At 67.5% G+C, this 14,593-nt stretch carries 20 protein-coding genes; 6 read left to right on the top strand and 14 right to left on the bottom strand.

Annotated elements, in window-relative coordinates:
• Positions 1–98: 98 nt before the first annotated feature.
• Positions 99–746 (bottom strand): COQ9 family protein, encoded by a 648-nt coding sequence (locus PMI01_RS25230; protein ID WP_007676357.1) that lies wholly within the window; start codon positions 744–746, stop codon positions 99–101.
• A 180-nt stretch (positions 747–926) separates the two neighbouring features.
• On the opposite strand from PMI01_RS25230, the gene rpsU reads away from it, so the two are divergent.
• Positions 927–1,166 (top strand): 30S ribosomal protein S21, encoded by a 240-nt coding sequence (gene rpsU / locus PMI01_RS25225; protein ID WP_085953736.1) that lies wholly within the window; start codon positions 927–929, stop codon positions 1,164–1,166.
• Between the two features lie 252 nt (positions 1,167–1,418).
• On the opposite strand, the gene PMI01_RS25220 is transcribed toward rpsU, so the two are convergent.
• Positions 1,419–2,372: an alpha/beta fold hydrolase gene (locus tag PMI01_RS25220; protein ID WP_007676350.1), complete on the bottom strand. Its 954-nt coding sequence runs from the start codon at positions 2,370–2,372 to the stop codon at positions 1,419–1,421.
• A 70-nt stretch (positions 2,373–2,442) separates the two neighbouring features.
• Positions 2,443–3,237 (bottom strand): M23 family metallopeptidase, encoded by a 795-nt coding sequence (locus PMI01_RS25215; RefSeq protein ID WP_007676349.1) that lies wholly within the window; start codon positions 3,235–3,237, stop codon positions 2,443–2,445.
• A gap of 340 nt (positions 3,238–3,577) precedes the next feature.
• On the opposite strand from PMI01_RS25215, the gene PMI01_RS25210 reads away from it, so the two are divergent.
• From PMI01_RS25210 to PMI01_RS25195, 4 genes are all read left to right on the top strand, one after another.
• Complete coding sequence (locus PMI01_RS25210) at positions 3,578–3,928, top strand: UrcA family protein (protein WP_007676346.1); 351 nt, start codon at positions 3,578–3,580, stop codon at positions 3,926–3,928.
• Positions 3,929–4,203: 275 nt separating this feature from the next.
• Entirely contained in the window at positions 4,204–4,548 is a 345-nt protein-coding gene (locus tag PMI01_RS25205) for a UrcA family protein (RefSeq protein WP_007676343.1), read from the top strand.
• A 137-nt stretch (positions 4,549–4,685) separates the two neighbouring features.
• Complete coding sequence (locus PMI01_RS25200) at positions 4,686–4,961, top strand: DUF4160 domain-containing protein (protein ID WP_007676340.1); 276 nt, start codon at positions 4,686–4,688, stop codon at positions 4,959–4,961.
• Positions 4,951–5,232: a DUF2442 domain-containing protein gene (locus tag PMI01_RS25195; protein ID WP_007676337.1), complete on the top strand. Its 282-nt coding sequence runs from the start codon at positions 4,951–4,953 to the stop codon at positions 5,230–5,232. Before PMI01_RS25200 ends, PMI01_RS25195 begins: the two co-directional genes overlap by 11 nt.
• Here the strand turns inward: PMI01_RS25195 and PMI01_RS27335 are convergent.
• The 9 genes from PMI01_RS27335 to PMI01_RS25155 form a co-directional block, all read right to left on the bottom strand.
• A complete protein-coding gene (locus tag PMI01_RS27335; RefSeq protein ID WP_157223869.1) occupies positions 5,229–5,588 on the bottom strand; it encodes a hypothetical protein in 360 nt (119 codons plus the stop codon). The genes PMI01_RS25195 and PMI01_RS27335 overlap by 4 nt on opposite strands.
• 56 nt (positions 5,589–5,644) lie before the next feature.
• Positions 5,645–7,063: an NAD(P)(+) transhydrogenase (Re/Si-specific) subunit beta gene (locus PMI01_RS25190; protein WP_007676334.1), complete on the bottom strand. Its 1,419-nt coding sequence runs from the start codon at positions 7,061–7,063 to the stop codon at positions 5,645–5,647.
• 1 nt (position 7,064) lies between these two features.
• Positions 7,065–7,955 carry a hypothetical protein gene (locus tag PMI01_RS25185; RefSeq protein ID WP_007676329.1) on the bottom strand — a complete coding sequence of 297 codons (891 nt, stop codon included), beginning with the start codon at positions 7,953–7,955 and terminating at the stop codon, positions 7,065–7,067.
• Positions 7,956–7,992: 37 nt separating this feature from the next.
• Positions 7,993–8,769: a hypothetical protein gene (locus PMI01_RS25180; protein WP_007676326.1), complete on the bottom strand. Its 777-nt coding sequence runs from the start codon at positions 8,767–8,769 to the stop codon at positions 7,993–7,995.
• The gene (locus tag PMI01_RS25175) at positions 8,766–9,101 is read right to left on the bottom strand and encodes an NAD(P) transhydrogenase subunit alpha (RefSeq protein ID WP_007676323.1); all 336 of its coding nucleotides are present in this window, start codon (positions 9,099–9,101) and stop codon (positions 8,766–8,768) included. Before PMI01_RS25175 ends, PMI01_RS25180 begins: the two co-directional genes overlap by 4 nt.
• 2 nt (positions 9,102–9,103) lie before the next feature.
• Complete coding sequence (locus PMI01_RS25170; RefSeq protein ID WP_007676321.1) at positions 9,104–9,517, bottom strand: hypothetical protein; 414 nt, start codon at positions 9,515–9,517, stop codon at positions 9,104–9,106.
• A 4-nt stretch (positions 9,518–9,521) separates the two neighbouring features.
• Positions 9,522–10,661, bottom strand: coding sequence for a Re/Si-specific NAD(P)(+) transhydrogenase subunit alpha (locus PMI01_RS25165; protein ID WP_162136416.1), 1,140 nt, complete (start codon positions 10,659–10,661; stop codon positions 9,522–9,524).
• A 120-nt stretch (positions 10,662–10,781) separates the two neighbouring features.
• A complete protein-coding gene (locus PMI01_RS25160; protein ID WP_007676315.1) occupies positions 10,782–11,012 on the bottom strand; it encodes an aa3-type cytochrome c oxidase subunit IV in 231 nt (76 codons plus the stop codon).
• Positions 11,013–11,073: 61 nt separating this feature from the next.
• The gene (locus tag PMI01_RS25155) at positions 11,074–12,096 is read right to left on the bottom strand and encodes a glycosyltransferase family 9 protein (RefSeq protein ID WP_007676312.1); all 1,023 of its coding nucleotides are present in this window, start codon (positions 12,094–12,096) and stop codon (positions 11,074–11,076) included.
• A gap of 184 nt (positions 12,097–12,280) precedes the next feature.
• On the opposite strand from PMI01_RS25155, the gene PMI01_RS26290 reads away from it, so the two are divergent.
• Positions 12,281–13,030, top strand: coding sequence for a hypothetical protein (locus PMI01_RS26290; RefSeq protein ID WP_007676309.1), 750 nt, complete (start codon positions 12,281–12,283; stop codon positions 13,028–13,030).
• An 8-nt stretch (positions 13,031–13,038) separates the two neighbouring features.
• Here the strand turns inward: PMI01_RS26290 and PMI01_RS25145 are convergent, their stop codons facing one another.
• Both PMI01_RS25145 and PMI01_RS25140 read right to left on the bottom strand, forming a co-directional pair.
• Complete coding sequence (locus PMI01_RS25145; RefSeq protein WP_007676307.1) at positions 13,039–13,962, bottom strand: alpha/beta fold hydrolase; 924 nt, start codon at positions 13,960–13,962, stop codon at positions 13,039–13,041.
• 3 nt (positions 13,963–13,965) lie between these two features.
• Positions 13,966–14,439 carry a PaaI family thioesterase gene (locus PMI01_RS25140; protein ID WP_007676304.1) on the bottom strand — a complete coding sequence of 158 codons (474 nt, stop codon included), beginning with the start codon at positions 14,437–14,439 and terminating at the stop codon, positions 13,966–13,968.
• Between the last annotated feature and the right edge of the window lie 154 nt (positions 14,440–14,593).

Raw genomic sequence — 14,593 nt, 5'->3', positions numbered from 1 at the left:
CGAAGCGATCGGTGGGGGGATAGTCGGTGAGGTGGGATCACTCCCCCCCTCCGGCCCATTCGGGCCGCCTCCCCCACAGGGGGAGGACCTGACTTGCACTACCGCGTCCGCCCGTACCGCATCCGCGCCAGCGCCCCGGCCACCTCGGCGGCCAGGTTCATCGGCTTGATCCCCGCCTTCCACTTCTCGAAGGCCATGACGTTGTCGATGCGGCCGTCCAGGTGCTTGAACGCCGACTCGCGGCCCGAGGCCATGTCGACCGCCAGGGTCGAGACCAGGATCCCCGACAGGATCGCCCGCTTGGAATAGTGATTCTCGTCGGTCGCCGTATCGCCCGCCCAGCGCCACAGGACGTCCGCGCTCTCCCAGACCAGGGTCAGGGCCAGCGGCATGTTGGTCGGAAAGGCCAGGAAGGCGGCCAGCCTGCGCAGGGCCTCGGCGTCGTCCGCGGCGGCGTCCAGACGGGCGACGACGCCCCGGCGGATCTTGTCGCGAATCTTCAGACTGGCCGGGTCCAGGGCGCCCAGGGAGGCCAGGGCGACCCTGTCGTGACGGCGCGACAGCAGGGCCGCCAGGTCGCGCGGCCCTTGCGGCAGCAGGAGTTGCGCCTCGCCGGCGTTGAGGCCGGCGGCCACGGCGGCGGCCCGGGCCATGCCGGCGTTCCAGCCCAGGCGCGGGGCCAGGCGCAAGGCCTCGTCCAGCACGCGTTGCTCGGTCGTCTCTGCCCAGTCAGCGGTATCGGTCATGAATCCGAGTCTATACGGGAGTTTAGGTCGCGTCGCGATGGACAGAGGCCGATCGCTCTGCTATCAGCCGCCCCTCGTTTCCCGGAAGCCCCCCTTCCGGGTTTATCAGGTTTTGTTCGCCCGCCCGGCCCCTGAGAGGGACTCGGGACATTGGTCGGGCCGTCGAATGGAGAGAGACCCCTGGTCCAGATTTTCGTCCGCGACAACAACGTCGATCAGGCCCTCAAGGCTCTGAAGAAGAAGATGCAACGCGAAGGCTCGTTCCGCGAAATGAAGCGGCACGTGCACTATGAGAAGCCGTCGGAAAAGCGCGCCCGTCAAAAGGCCGAAGCTGTCCGTCGCGCCCGCAAGCTGGCGCGCAAGCGCGCCCAGCGCGAAGGCCTGATCCCGATGCCGAAGAAGCCGGTCGGCGCTCGGTAAGGATCTGTTCGCGGGCCAAGGCCCACGGACCTGAAATGCTGAAACCCGCGTGGGGCGACCCACGCGGGTTTTGCTTTGCCTGCTCCCCTGTGGGGGAGCTGTCGGCGCAGCCGGCTGAGGGGGTTCGTGGCTCACCCCCTTGCCCCCACCTGACCGCTTCGCGGTCTGTCCGCCCCCATAGGGGGCGGAGCTTCGCGCACCTGAACTCTTCCCCCTATGGGGGAAGACGGCCGAAGGCCCGTAGGGGGCAAGTCAGCCGCCCTTCCCCGCCCCCGCCACGAACGCCACCGCCTTGACGATATGCCCGGCGAACCCCTCGCCCAGCAGCCGCGTGTGCGACGCCCCTTCCACGTGATCCACATAGCCATGCCGCGACGCCGTGGCCGGGGCGGACTGGATGGCCTTCCAGGCTTCGCGCCCCTTCAACGGCCCGGCGGTGACCACCGCCACCGGCCAGGCGGGGTCGTAGGCCGGCACGGCGGCGGCCTGGGCGGCCGCTTCGGGCCACAGGACCACCTCCTGGGCGGCGGTGCGGTTGTGGCCGCCATTGGCGAAGGCCCAGCGCTTCTCGGCCTTGGCGGCCGGCGGCAGGCCGATCTTGTCGCCCATCGGCGTATGGGCCAGCGGCTTGAACAGGCCGATCGACGCCCCGCGCGCCGCCCATTTCGAAGCGGTGGCGAAGGCCTCGATGAACCTGGCCATGGCCGAGTTCGAGGCTTCGGGCGTGGCGGCGTCGACCAGCACCAGCCCCGCCACCTGGCCTGGATTGCGTCCGGCGTATTCCCGCAGGCGCAGGCCGGCCATCGAGTGTCCGACCAGGATGAAGGGGCCCTTCTCGCCCGAGGCCGCGACCAGCTTCTCGAAGTCGCCGACCACGGCCAGGCCGTCGCGCGGCGCGGGTCCCGGCGGCGAGAAGCCCATGCCGGCCCGGTCATAGGCGCAGGACCGCCAGCCGGCGGCGGTCAGGGCCGCCTGGGTCGCGCCCCAGTCGGCCGCGAAGCCGAAGGCCCCTGCCTCCAGCCAGACCACCGGCCGGTCGGCGGCGGAACCTTCACAGACCAGGCGCAGGGTCCGCCCCTCGCCGATGTCGACCATTGTCCCGCGCGGAACGGGATGGCTGGCCGCCGACATCACGCCGCCCACGGCGACGAACGAGACGAAGAAGAGAGCGAATCCGGCAACGGCGCGTCCGACGAACTTGAGCATGGCCCCAGTCTAGCCGAGCCTTCGTGTCCGTCGAGTGACACGGCTGAAATCCGCGCTCCGGATTGGGGATCTAGCCGTCGACGACCATGATCCGGGCGCGCACGCGGCCGCCCTTGACCCGGGTGACCTGTCCGCCCAGTTCGGAGGCGCCCTGGGTCCCGAGCTTGGCCTTCACGCCCTCCGGCCATTTGGACACCTGGGCCAGCCGCACGGTGCGCGGCACGCGGGCCGCGGCCTTCAGCGGCAGGTCGGCCTTCTCGGCGAAGGTCTTGCCCATGAACAGCGCCGGGTTCAGCGGCTTGCCGGCCTTGTTGCGCAGTTCGAAGTGCAGGTGCGAGCCGGTCGAGCGGCCGCTGTCGCCGACATAGGCCACGGTCGTCCCGCGCTTGACGAAAGTCCCGCGCTTCAGGCCCGCGTCGCGCCCCAGATGGGCGTAGAAGGTGTGGAAGCCGTCCTTGTGGGCCACTTCCACGAACCGGCCGTAGGTGGCGCTGACGCCGCTGCGCAGGACGATGCCGTCGGTGGCCACGTGGACCGGCGCGCCGGCCGGCGCGGCGATGTCGACGCCCTCGTGCAGGCGGCCGTTCTCTTCCCACGGCATCTGGCGCAGGCCGAACGGGGAATTGACCACCCGGCCGGGCAGCGGGGCGTCGAACACGAAGGCGGGCGGCGGAAGCGGCGGGGGCGCGGGCTTGGGGGCGGGCGCGACCACCGGGACCGGGGTTGGCTTTTCGAGGCCGGCGTTCATCGCGCCCACGGCCGAGACGGCGTTGGCCACGCCCCAGACGACGATCGCGCCGCCGACGACGGCGAACGCGGCGAGCGAATAGGGAGACGAGGTTGCGGCCAGAACGCGTGACGCCAAGAGTGATCCTCACAGACGGTCGGTCGACTTTCGAGACCGCGCCTAAGCGCGTCCCCATCCCATGGACGACCTTTCGGGATGATGAAGGCGGGCTCTATGCAGGACTGATGCGGCGAAAAGGCGGCGAAACTTAACCATTGGTTAAGCATGACCATCATCAGCAGACGGACAGACCTCTCCAACATTACCGAATGTTCAGAACATTACTTTCAGTACACTACTTTAATTGCGCGTCATGAAGGAGACGTAACGAGTATTCGGCGAAACACGAGAGTACACCTTTGGACATGGGGCGCAGGGAAGCGCCAGACGCAACCAAGCAAACCAAGGGACAACTCAAATGAACAAGTTCTTCACCAGCCTGACCGCCATCGCCACCCTGACCCTGGCCGCCGTGCCGGCCCTGGGCCTGGTTCAGGCCGCCCACGCCGCCGAGCCCACCGCCCGCATCTCGCTGGTCGGCCTGAACCTGGCCAACCCCGCCCACGCCGCCGAGTTCTCGGCCCAGGTCAACGCCGCCGCCGAACAGGTCTGCGGCGACATGGCCCGCACCAACCCGTCGGGCGACTTCACCATGGCCGGCTGCAAGATCGCGGTCCGCAAGCAAGCCGCCGCGCAACTGTCCAACAGCCAGCGCCAAAGCCTGCACCTGGCCGCCCGCGCCACCCCGGTCTCGGTCGCCGCCCGCTGAGCGACCGCATGGCCCGCCAAAAACAAAAAACCCCGGACGGGATCGTCCGGGGTTTTCTATGTCACCAAGCATCACCACAAGATGGAAAACTTGACTATTGATAAAGCATAACCATGGGTGATCGATACGCAAAATTCCCCATAATATCTGTGATACTCAATATTATATTTCCTAAATTCTTCGTCATGAATGAAATGTGACAAGTATTACGGGCGATACAAGAGTACACCCTTCGACGCTGGGAGAAACAAGCGCCAGATCGAGGGACAACTCCAATGCGCAAGTTCGTTATCAGCCTGACTATCGCCTCCGCCCTGGCCCTGACCGCCGTTCCGGCCCCGGGCCTGGCCCAGGCCCCCGCCGCATCGACCACTCGCATCTCGTTCGTCGGCCTGAACCTGGCGTCCCCCACCGACGCCGCCAAGTTCGCCGCCCGCATCGACGCGGCCGCCGAAGACGTCTGCCACGACGTGGCGCGCAGCAATCCAGATGGCACGTTCACCATGGCCGGATGCAAGGTCGCCGCACGCCGGCAAGCCATGTCGCAACTGTCCAATGGCCAGCGTCAAAGCCTGCGGATCGCGGCGCGCGCCAACGCCACCGCGTTCGCCAGCCGCTGAGCCCTGTACGACCCGTCAAAAGCAAAGCTCCGGACGGGGTCGCGTCCGGAGCCTCTTCTTTTCAAAACACGCATTGAGAACATATACAGAACATGCAAGCATGGAGCGCACTTCGTCGAGGCGCCCATGGACACGCCATGCCCACGATTTCCTGGTTCTACGGCATCTCGATCCGCATGTTCTTCAACGATCATGCGCCGCCGCATTTCCACGCCGTATACGGCGATAGCAAAACACAGGTCGCGATCGACACCGGCCAGATTCTCCGAGGCTCGCTACCGCCCAAACAGCGTCGTCTCGTCGAGCAATGGGCGTTGCGCTACAATGAAAGCCTGATGGCCGCTTGGGCGCTCGCCAGCGCCGACGAACCGTTCGAGAGAATACCAGGACTGGACGCCGACAATGACCAGTAAGATCGTGCATGTGCGCAAACTGGAGAAGCTTGGCGACTATCGCCTCAAACTCTGGTTCACGGACGGGCAGGCCGGCGAGTGGGACTTTTCCAATCTCGCGACACGAACCGGCGCGGCGGCCGCTCCCTTCCGCGACCCGGCCTATTTCGATCGTGTCTTCCTGGAAATGGGCGCTCTGACCTGGCCCAACGGCTACGACTGGAGCCCTCAGGCGCTGCATGCCGACATGGCGGCGGCGGGAGCGTTGAAGCTTGAGACGGCGGCGACCTAACCTTCGGCGTCCAGTTGCGCCTTGGTGAAGCTGCCCGCAGCCACGCCATTGGTGATCGCGAAGCGCTTCCTGACGAGCTTCGTATCCACGCCACGCGATGCTGCGCTAGGACTTTCGCGCATCGTGGCTTGAAACTGATCCGGTGAGAGCCGCCAAATCTCGACGTCCCCCCGATCGCTTTCAACCGCGACCAGAATCTCATCCGGCCGAGGCAACATCTTTGCGGTCACGCCAAAGCTGTCGTTCGTCGGCGAGCATGCCTTGATGACCGCTCGCCGGCCGTTGCTGAGTACGACTTCGTTGGAATTAGCAGAGACCGGACGAGCATCGAGCGGCGCCGCGAGTTTACGCCCCATTCGCAAGCCGTATTCGCGGCCTGCCGCTCCACTCGCCCGATCTTGCGTCATACGACCTACAGCCCCTTGACGATCCCCTCGACCATCTTCTTGGCGTCGCCGAACAGCATCATGGTGTTGTCGCGGAAGAACAGCTCGTTCTCCACCCCGGCGTAGCCCGAGGCCATGCCGCGCTTGATGAACAGCACGGTGCGGGCCTTTTCGACGTCGAGGATCGGCATGCCGTAGATGGCGCTGGTCGGGTCGGTCTTGGCGGCCGGGTTGGTGACGTCGTTGGCGCCGATCACGAAGGCCACGTCGGCGGTCGAGAACTCGCTGTTGATGTCCTCCAGCTCGAACACCTCGTCATAGGGCACGTTCGCTTCCGCAAGCAGCACGTTCATGTGGCCGGGCATGCGGCCGGCGACGGGGTGGATGGCGTACTTCACCTCGACGCCTTCCGCCTTCAGCTGGTCGGCCATTTCGCGCAGGGCGTGCTGGGCCTGGCTGACGGCCATGCCGTAGCCGGGGACGATGATCACCTTGCTGGCGTTCTTCATGATGAAGGCCGCGTCGTCGGCGGAGCCCTGCTTGACGGGGCGGCTCTCGACCTTGCCGCCCGGGCCGGCCACGGCGTCGGCGGCCCCGAAGCCGCCGAGGATCACCGAGACGAACGAGCGGTTCATCGCCTTGCACATGATGTAGGACAGGATCGCGCCGGACGAGCCCACCAGGGCCCCGGTGATGATCAGGGTGGTGTTCTCCAGCGTGAAGCCCAGGGCCGCCGCCGCCCAGCCGGAATAGCTGTTGAGCATCGACACCACGACCGGCATGTCGGCCCCGCCGATCGGGATGATCAGGGTGACGCCGATGATCAGGGCCAGGGCGAAGATCCCCCAGAACGCCCAGATCGCCGCGCCGCCGCTGGCCACCAGCACCACCACCAGGGCGACGATGGCCAGGGCGATGACGATGTTCAGCAGGTGGCGGGCCGGCAGCAGGATCGGCGCGCCGCCCATGTTGCCGTTCAGCTTGGCGAAGGCGATGACCGAACCGGTGAAGGTGATCGCGCCGATCGCCAGGCCCAGCGACAGCTCGATCAGGCTGTTGAGGTGCACGTGGCCGTCGGCCCCGAGGATGCCGTACGCCGCCGGGGTGTAGATCGCCGCCACCGCCACCAGGCAGGCGGCCATGCCGACCAGGCTGTGGAAGGCCGCCACCAGTTGCGGCATCGAGGTCATCGCCACCCTGCGGGCGATCAGCGCCCCCACCGTGCCGCCGACCGCCACCCCGCCGAGGATGAGACCAATAGTGAGCGGGTCGAGCGCGCCCTGTTTCCACAGGGTGGCCAGGGTGGTCAGCACGGCGATGCCCATGCCGATCATGCCGTTGCGGTTGCCCGCCTGGCTGGTCACCGGGCTGGACAGCCCGCGCAGCGCCAGGATGAACAGCACCCCGGAGACGATGTAGAGGATGGCGGCGAGATTGGCGTTCATGTCAGGTCTTGGCCCCCAAGAGCGGCGAAGAGGAAAGCGGCGGCGCGGCGTTGACGCCGAACCGTGGCGGATGGCCAGAAGGCAGGCCGGAGAGGTCGTAGCGCGGCGGCTCGTAGTGGTTGGCCGCCGTATAGGGCGCGGCGAAACGGGCCTGGCCGTCGGAACCGGCCAGTTCGTCCTCGCGCACGAAGAAGGCGTTGGCGCCCGACAGGTTGCAGCCGACCAGGGCGTAGCCCTTGGCGCGGCCCAGGGCCTCCAGGCTGGCCAGGCTGGCGCTGTGGTAGTTGCCGCCGTCCCAGACCCGGTCGGCCTTGTATTCGGCGACGAAGGCGACGGGCGGCGGATAGGCGGCGTTGTACTCGATGATCAGGACGCGCGGCCGCACGGCGGTGATGGCGTCCCAGATCCAGTAGTCGTTGCCGTCGATGTCGATCGACAGCAGGTCGACGCTGGCCGGCTTGGCGGCGGTCCCGCCGGCCCACGGGCCCAGCAGGCCGTCGATGTTTTCGGCGGTGACGAAGGCCTTCTCGACGGTCAGCCGGCCCTGGCCCACGGCCACGGCCTGGTGGCCCTTGGCGGCGGCGACGTACTTGTCCGAGCCGTCCAGCCACAGGCCGCTCCAGCCGGCCATCAGCAGCAGGGCGGTGTTGCACTCGACCCCGGCCTGGACGCCGAACTCGATGAACCGCCGGTCGCCCTCGCCGATGCGGTTGAAGATCTCGAGGACGATGCCGTCCTCGTCGTTCTGGCTGTAGGTCTTGCGGCCATGGGCGATCAGCCGGCCGGGCTCGCGAGCCCGGGGCGATCCGCGCAGTTCGTCCCACCACCGCTCCAGCGCGATGCGGTTGGCGACCTTGCTTTGCTGGAGAACACGTTTTCCGGCCCCGAACATCGCTATGCTCCGGCCCCGAGGATGTGATGGTACGCCATCATCGAGACGCCCCCTTGGGGATGATCAGGCGCCGCATGCCCACCTCGCCGCCCAGGTAGGTCTCGAACTTTACGTCCTCGGCCGAGATTTTGGTGATGCGCACAGCTTGGCCGACCGGCTCGGCGCGCAGGCGCAGACCCATGATCACACAACCGCCGTCGTCCTCAGGCTTGCATCGATGTTCGCGCTCGAGAACCTGATCCTCGATCTTGAAGAGAAAGATCGGCGCTCCGTCGCGATAGCCTTTGAACAGCACGGCGACAGGCACGGCCTCGGTCGCGCTCCACTTGGCCGGCGTGTAGCGATAGCGGCCGCCGCAGCCGGACAGGTCCGCCACCAGCGCCACCAGGAAGTGCGAGCGGATGCCGCGCGTCTCGCCGATGTAGCAAGCGTCGAACGCGCCATCGCCATCGATGTCGCGCATGCATTGGGCGGTGCGCAAACCCTTGTAGGGAAGGGGCGGACAGTAGGCCATGCCGCCCACCAGCCGGTAACCGAACAGCAGCTCGCCGGCCGGCAGGGCCTTCCCGGACGGCCGGATTCGCCTGGGCAGAGGATCGACCAGCCGCGCGCCGTCGGCCGGGCGGGCGGACTGGGTCCAAGCCACCTCGCCCGGAGTGACCGTGACCGGGACGTCGAGGCCCGTCGGTACGCCGACGACCAGCGTCACCGCGCCCTGTTCAGCGCGCGGGTACATCTGGGCCGGCTGCGCCGACGAGATCGCCGGCGCCAGCAGCGCAAGCGCCCAAGCCAGGATCGCGGCCGCTGGGCTCACTTCTTCTCTTTCTTCTTGTACATCGCCAGCATCCGATTGGTGACCAGGAAGCCGCCGAAGATGTTGACGGCGGCGAAGGCGGCGGCGATCGCGCCGGCCCCCTTGGAGATCCAGGTCGAGGCGGCCACCGTGCCGCCGGCCAGGTCGGCATGGGCCCCGTGGGCGGCGGCGGCCAGCAGGGCGCCGACGATGATCACCGACGAGATGGCGTTGGTCACGGCCATCAGCGGGGTGTGCAGGGCGGGCGTCACGCTCCAGACGACGTAATAGCCGACGAAGATGGCGAGCACGAAGATCGCCAGGCGGAACACGGTGGGGTCGACGGCTTCCATGATCAACGGCTCCGATCGGAAGGGAAAAGTTGCAGCAGGCGGCGCAGGGTCAGAATCACGACCCAAATCGTCATCGCGATGAGAAAGATTTTGACGAATCCAGGGGTGTTCGGCGGCAAGACGTGGAACGTCCAGAACAGGCCCGCGAGGAAAGGCAGGTTGGCGAGCAGGCGCCCGATCTCCGCCAACCGCTCGTTTCCGCCGGCGATGAAGGCGGCCCAAGCGAAGACCCCCATGCCAAGGGTCGCTGGAACCACCGTCCAGGGCGACGCCCCGTCTCGCAGTTCCAGGACCATGAGCGCGCCGGCTCCAACGACCACGACGACCGCAGCCAGGCCCAGCGTCAGCCGCGAGGCGAGCGATGATCGCGCCTCGTAATAGGCCCGAAAGGGCTTTTGGCTGCGGGTCACGGCCATTGAATTATCCGGCCAGGCTCGGATGCACCACCGCCCCGCCCTGGGTGACCAGCGCCGCCTTGAGGATCTCGTCCTCGAAGTCCGGAGCGAAGGCGCCCTCCTTGTTCAGGAACAGGGTCGACAGGGCCAGCAGGTTGCGGGCGTAGAGGGCCGAGGCGTCGGTGGCGATGCGGCCGGGCAGGTTGGGGGCGCCCAGGATCTTGACGCCATTGGCGGTGACCGCCGTCTCGCCCAGCTTGGCGCCGACCACGTTGCCGCCCTGCTCGATGGCCAGGTCGACCAGGATCGAGCCGGGCTTCATCGAGGCCACCTGCTCGGCCGAGACCAGCTTGGGGGCCGGGCGGCCGGGGATCAGGGCGGTGGTGATGACGATGTCCTGCTTGGCGATGTGCGAGGAGACCAGCTCGGCCTGCTTGGCCTGGTATTCCTTGGACATTTCCTTGGCGTAGCCGCCGGCGGTCTGGGCGTTCTTGAACTCCTCGTCCTCGACGGCCAGGAACTTGGCGCCCAGGCTCTCGACCTGTTCCTTGGTGGCCGGCCGCACGTCGGTGGCGGTGACCACCGCGCCCAGGCGGCGGGCCGTGGCGATGGCCTGCAGGCCGGCGACGCCGACCCCCATGACGAACACCTTGGCCGCGGCGATCGTGCCGGCGGCGGTCATCATCATCGGCAGGGCCTTGCCGTAGGCCTCGGCCGCCTCGATCACGGCGCGGTAGCCGGCGAGGTTGGCCTGGGACGACAGCATGTCCATCACCTGGGCCCGGGTGATGCGCGGGATGAATTCCATGGCCAGGCCGCTGGCGCCGGCCTTGGCCAGGGCGTTCAGCGTGTCCTTGTCCTGGTGCGGATTGAGCGCCGCCGCGACGATCGCGCCCTTTTTCAAGGCGGCGATCTCGGCGGCCTCGGGGGCGCGGACCTTGAACAGGACGTCGGCGTCCTTCAGGGCTTCCTTCGCCGTCTTGGCCAGCGTGGCCCCGGCCGCCGCGTAGTCGGCGTCGGCATACGAGGCCGCGATCCCCGCCCCGGCCTCGACCACGACCGAGAAGCCGGCCGCGGCCAGCTTCTTGACGGTCTCGGGCGTGGCCGCGACCCGGGTTTCACCACCGCGGGTCTCTTTCGTGACGGCGATAACGGCCATCGGCATACCCCTCCCAAGAGCGCTGCTTACTCAGACAAGCTTGCGCGTCTCTCTAGGGGATGTTCTTGCCCGATGTCGAGCCTTACGCCCGCGTCAGGTGCAAAAAAATACCGATGTCCACCGGTGTCAGTGGGCGGAGGCGGGCTTTTCTTTCAGGAACAGCACGCCCAGCACGGCCAGCACGATTCCCGGGACCAGGCCGCCGACGAAGCCGGCGGGGGTGCAGAACCACAGCGTGATGGTCAGCAGCAGGCTGGCGATGGCCAGCGAGCCCCACTTGGTGAACTTGCCGAAACCCTCAAAGGTCGCGGCTTGCTCGTGGATGTCCATTTCACCGCGTTGGTAATCGCCGGCCATGTGTCTCTGTCCTAGGTAAACAAAAAAACGCCCCGCCGCTTACAACGTGCGGGGCTCCGGCTCAAGCGGCCGGGATGTCGCGGTTGGCCCAGCGCTCCTGGGTGAACCGCGTTCGAACAGCGTCCAGCGCCTGATCGACCGAAATATCGGCGATCCGGCCCTCCCCGCCGTCCAGCCGGCTCAGCCAGCGCGAATAGGCCGGGACGGGGCTGGTGCCCATCAGGCCGATGGCCGGCCGGCCCACCGAGGCGGCGACGTTCAGCGGCCCGGAGTCGTTGCCCAGAAAGCCGGCCGACAGGGCGATCAGCGCGGCGGCCTGGTCCAACGGCAGGTCGCAGGCCAGCACGTCCCGACCCGGCGCGGGCTGGGCGGCGATCGTCGCCTTGACCCGCGGCGCGTCGTTGGGACCGCCCAGCCAGAACACCGTCGGAAACAGGTCGGCCAGGCCCTGCGAGACGGCCGCGAAGCGCTCGGCCGGCCAGGTGCGGGCCGGCTCGCTGGCCCCGACGCCCAGCACCAGCCACGGTCCGGGGCGGTCGCCGTACCGGGCCTTCACGGCGGCGACCGCCTTGGGGTCGAGCTTCAGGTCGGGCTCGCGGCTGGCGACCGCCAGGCCGTGCAGCGCCTCGAACGCCGCCAGCTTCTCCAGCCGGTGGGCCGGGCGCATGGCCTTGGGCAGGAACGGGCCGTGCAGCCACTGCTCCTGGCTCTTGTGACCCAGGCCGAAGCCGCGCCGCTCGGGCACGCCGGCCAGCCAGGCGGCCTGGGCGGGACGGCCGATCTTCTCCAGGATCCACACGGCGCGCGGCTTCACCTCGCGGCAGATGCGCCAGAAGTCGATGACCTCCGTCGCCCCCTTCAGCGTCCCGGAGAAGTGACGGGCATAGACGACGCGGCTGATCGACGGCTCGACGGCCAGCACCTCGGCGGCGCGGCTCGACGGCCGGGCGGCCAGCACCACCTGGCCCTCCGGCGCCTGGGCGGCGATGGCCCGGAAGGTCGGCAGGTGCCACATCAGGTCGCCGATCCCGCGATCGGGGGCGTAGACGAGGACGGGGCCGGGGGGCTTGGGGGCGGTGACCATGGGAACGGCATTAGCGGGCGGTTAGATAGCTGTCATCCCGCAAGCCCCTCTTTCGAGGGGCATTCCCGCCTGATCTTCCATGGTGATGCTCTGGCCACAAAGGCTCAAGCATTACCTATCCGCTGGGGTTTTGCGCCATTTCCACACACACTCACGCTAGGCGGCCGCTAGATGGGAAAAGGTAATGCGCATCGGTGTGACGTGTTTTGAATGCTGTAACGACACCAACTTGTCCGACGCGGAAGTCACCTACGCGGCTCTCCGTGACGACGCGCTCTACACTTTCCGATGCTCGCGCGGACACGAGCATCACATCGTCCTTCTACAGATGCGGTTTGAGGTTCTGGCCGAGGTGGCAGTGCAGGCCATTCTAGATGGTTACTATCGAGATGCCGTAAGCAGCTTCACTGCATCGCTAGAGCGCTTCTACGAGTTTTTCGTCCAAGCGGCGATCATCACCAAGCATGTCCCAAAGGACACCTTTGACGCGACATGGAAACTGGTTCGAAAACAAAGCGAACGGCAGCTAGGCATGTACCTCGCCCTGTACCTTCTGGAAGTTGGCACTCTACCGCCCACTCTCACCAACGATCAGACGAAGTTTCGGAATAGCGTCGTCCATGACGGTCACATTCCGAGCGAGGAGGAAGCGATACTGTTTGGACAGTCGGTCATTGAGATCGTCCATACCGTCCTGATTGAAATGAACCGGCGCTACAGAGACGCGGTGCAAATCCTAAAATCCCATCACACGGCGGAAGCGAGCCGGCCGGGGGTGGGTTTCATGTCGCACGCCATGGTCTATGAACTGGCGCCCTCCGAAGATCAGCCTCCGAAAATCCTGAAGGATGAACTTCAGCGTCGTCGCCAGAGCCCCATCCTGGATCGCTTCAAATGGGCGACAAAGCCGCCCGTTCAGAACGATGAGGGTTAGCTAACGCCCTACCCCCACCCCGCCAACAGCCCCCGCAACCCCGCCACGAAGGCCAGCGGCTGATCCACCATCACATGGTGGTCGGCGTCGGGGATGGCCACGCGCAAGGTGGCCTCGGGCATCTGGCCGAACATGTAGTTCAGCGTCTCGTCGTGCATCAGGTTGGAGCGCTCGCCCCACATCAGCGCCACCGGGCTGGCGATGCGGGGCAGCAGCTCGCCGAGGTCCGGCATCGAGAACCGCTGCCAGATGGCCGGGTCGAACTTCCAGGTCCAGCCGCCCTCGACCGCCTTCAGCGAGCCCCGGGCGATGTGGTCGGCGATGTAGAGGTTCTCGCAGCCCTGCGGCGGCGCGAGCCGGAAGCGGGCCAGCGCCTCCTCCAGCGTGGCGTAGACCCGGTTGGCGGCGTCGGCGCGCGGCGGCGGACCGCGCCAGCGCTTTTCCGGCGGCTGGATGCTGCTGTCGACCATGACGATGCCGCGCAGCCGGTCGGCGTGCTCCACCCCGCAATAGAGAGTGGGGAAGCCGCCGAACGAGTGGCCGACCAGGATCGGCTTGACGCCGCCGGCCTCCAGCTGGGCGGCCTCGACGGCGGCGAAGATCTCGGCCGCGAACGACTGGGCCGAATAGGCCGGCCGCCAATCCGAGCCGCCCATGCCGGCCCAGGAGATCGCCGCCACCCGCCAGTCAGCCGCGAAGAACGGCGCGATGAAGCTCCACCAGTCGGCGTGGGCCCCGTTGCCATGCAGGAACAGCAGGCCGGGCTTGCCAACGTCGCCCCAGGTCAGCAGCTCGATCTCCGCGCCGTCGACGGGGATGCGCGAGCGTTCGGGTTCGACGGCCAGGGCGGCGTCGAACCAGGCGGGGGCCGGCGGTTTCTCGCCATGGAACGGGGCGAGCAGGGACACGGGGGCGGGACGGTCGTCGGCCATGGCTCAGCCCTCCCCCTTGAACGCCAGTTCGCCGGGGCGCGGAGCGCGGGGCGACAGGGCCTTGAAGACGCCGGTACCGGTCATCAGGGTGCGCTCGCCCACCCAGATGCGGCCGCGCGTGGTGAACACCAGGTCCTGCTCGGCGATCAGTTCGCCCCGCCCCTCGACGAAGTCGCCCAGCTGGGCGCCCGACAGGAAGTCGCAGTTCAACCGCACCGTCACCCAGCTGTAGGACCTGGCCAGCGAGATGATCCGCCCCCAGGCCATGTCGGCGAAGCTCATCAGCATGCCGCCGTGACAGTTGCCCAGGCCGTTGGTGTGGTGCTCCTCGACCCGGAACCCAAGGACCGCCTCGCCCGGCCCCTGGCGCTGCTCGTACAGCGGCCCGATCTGGCGGCCGAAGCCCCGTGACCAGTTGAGTTGCGAATAGCCGTCGGGAATGGCGGCGGCCTGGGCGTCGGTGAGATCATCGGACATGGGGAAAGTCTAACAAGCGTTTGAGACGTGGCAAGGCCGACGCTAGGGAAGCCGCGCCTGCCCGCCACGTCCCTCCCCTCAGGCGGCGCTCAGGCGCACGCCCGACCAGCGATCCACCGCGCCGATCAGCTCGACCGCCGAGATCGGCTTTCCG

This window comes from Caulobacter sp. AP07 (genome assembly GCF_000281955.1).
Taxonomy (GTDB): Bacteria; Pseudomonadota; Alphaproteobacteria; order Caulobacterales; family Caulobacteraceae; genus Caulobacter.
Note: the sequence above shows the minus strand (reverse complement) of the source record. Positions and strands in the feature narration are given on the sequence as shown.

What these genes read in the sequence shown, in the direction of transcription:
- PMI01_RS25165 (WP_162136416.1), bottom strand. Translation starts at nt 10,661, where the DNA reads ATGCCGATGGCCGTTATCGCCGTCACGAAAGAGACCCGCGGTGGTGAA.
- PMI01_RS25160 (WP_007676315.1), bottom strand. Translation starts at nt 11,012, where the DNA reads ATGGCCGGCGATTACCAACGCGGTGAAATGGACATCCACGAGCAAGCC.
- PMI01_RS25185 (WP_007676329.1), bottom strand. Translation starts at nt 7,955, where the DNA reads ATGTTCGGGGCCGGAAAACGTGTTCTCCAGCAAAGCAAGGTCGCCAAC.
- PMI01_RS25205 (WP_007676343.1), top strand. Translation starts at nt 4,204, where the DNA reads ATGCGCAAGTTCGTTATCAGCCTGACTATCGCCTCCGCCCTGGCCCTG.
- PMI01_RS25190 (WP_007676334.1), bottom strand. Translation starts at nt 7,063, where the DNA reads ATGAACGCCAATCTCGCCGCCATCCTCTACATCGTCTCCGGGGTGCTG.
- PMI01_RS25170 (WP_007676321.1), bottom strand. Translation starts at nt 9,517, where the DNA reads ATGGCCGTGACCCGCAGCCAAAAGCCCTTTCGGGCCTATTACGAGGCG.
- PMI01_RS25140 (WP_007676304.1), bottom strand. Translation starts at nt 14,439, where the DNA reads ATGTCCGATGATCTCACCGACGCCCAGGCCGCCGCCATTCCCGACGGC.
- PMI01_RS25210 (WP_007676346.1), top strand. Translation starts at nt 3,578, where the DNA reads ATGAACAAGTTCTTCACCAGCCTGACCGCCATCGCCACCCTGACCCTG.
- PMI01_RS27335 (WP_157223869.1), bottom strand. Translation starts at nt 5,588, where the DNA reads ATGGGGCGTAAACTCGCGGCGCCGCTCGATGCTCGTCCGGTCTCTGCT.
- PMI01_RS25220 (WP_007676350.1), bottom strand. Translation starts at nt 2,372, where the DNA reads ATGCTCAAGTTCGTCGGACGCGCCGTTGCCGGATTCGCTCTCTTCTTC.
- PMI01_RS26290 (WP_007676309.1), top strand. Translation starts at nt 12,281, where the DNA reads ATGCGCATCGGTGTGACGTGTTTTGAATGCTGTAACGACACCAACTTG.
- PMI01_RS25175 (WP_007676323.1), bottom strand. Translation starts at nt 9,101, where the DNA reads ATGGAAGCCGTCGACCCCACCGTGTTCCGCCTGGCGATCTTCGTGCTC.
- PMI01_RS25200 (WP_007676340.1), top strand. Translation starts at nt 4,686, where the DNA reads ATGCCCACGATTTCCTGGTTCTACGGCATCTCGATCCGCATGTTCTTC.
- PMI01_RS25230 (WP_007676357.1), bottom strand. Translation starts at nt 746, where the DNA reads ATGACCGATACCGCTGACTGGGCAGAGACGACCGAGCAACGCGTGCTG.
- PMI01_RS25155 (WP_007676312.1), bottom strand. Translation starts at nt 12,096, where the DNA reads ATGGTCACCGCCCCCAAGCCCCCCGGCCCCGTCCTCGTCTACGCCCCC.
- PMI01_RS25195 (WP_007676337.1), top strand. Translation starts at nt 4,951, where the DNA reads ATGACCAGTAAGATCGTGCATGTGCGCAAACTGGAGAAGCTTGGCGAC.
- PMI01_RS25145 (WP_007676307.1), bottom strand. Translation starts at nt 13,962, where the DNA reads ATGGCCGACGACCGTCCCGCCCCCGTGTCCCTGCTCGCCCCGTTCCAT.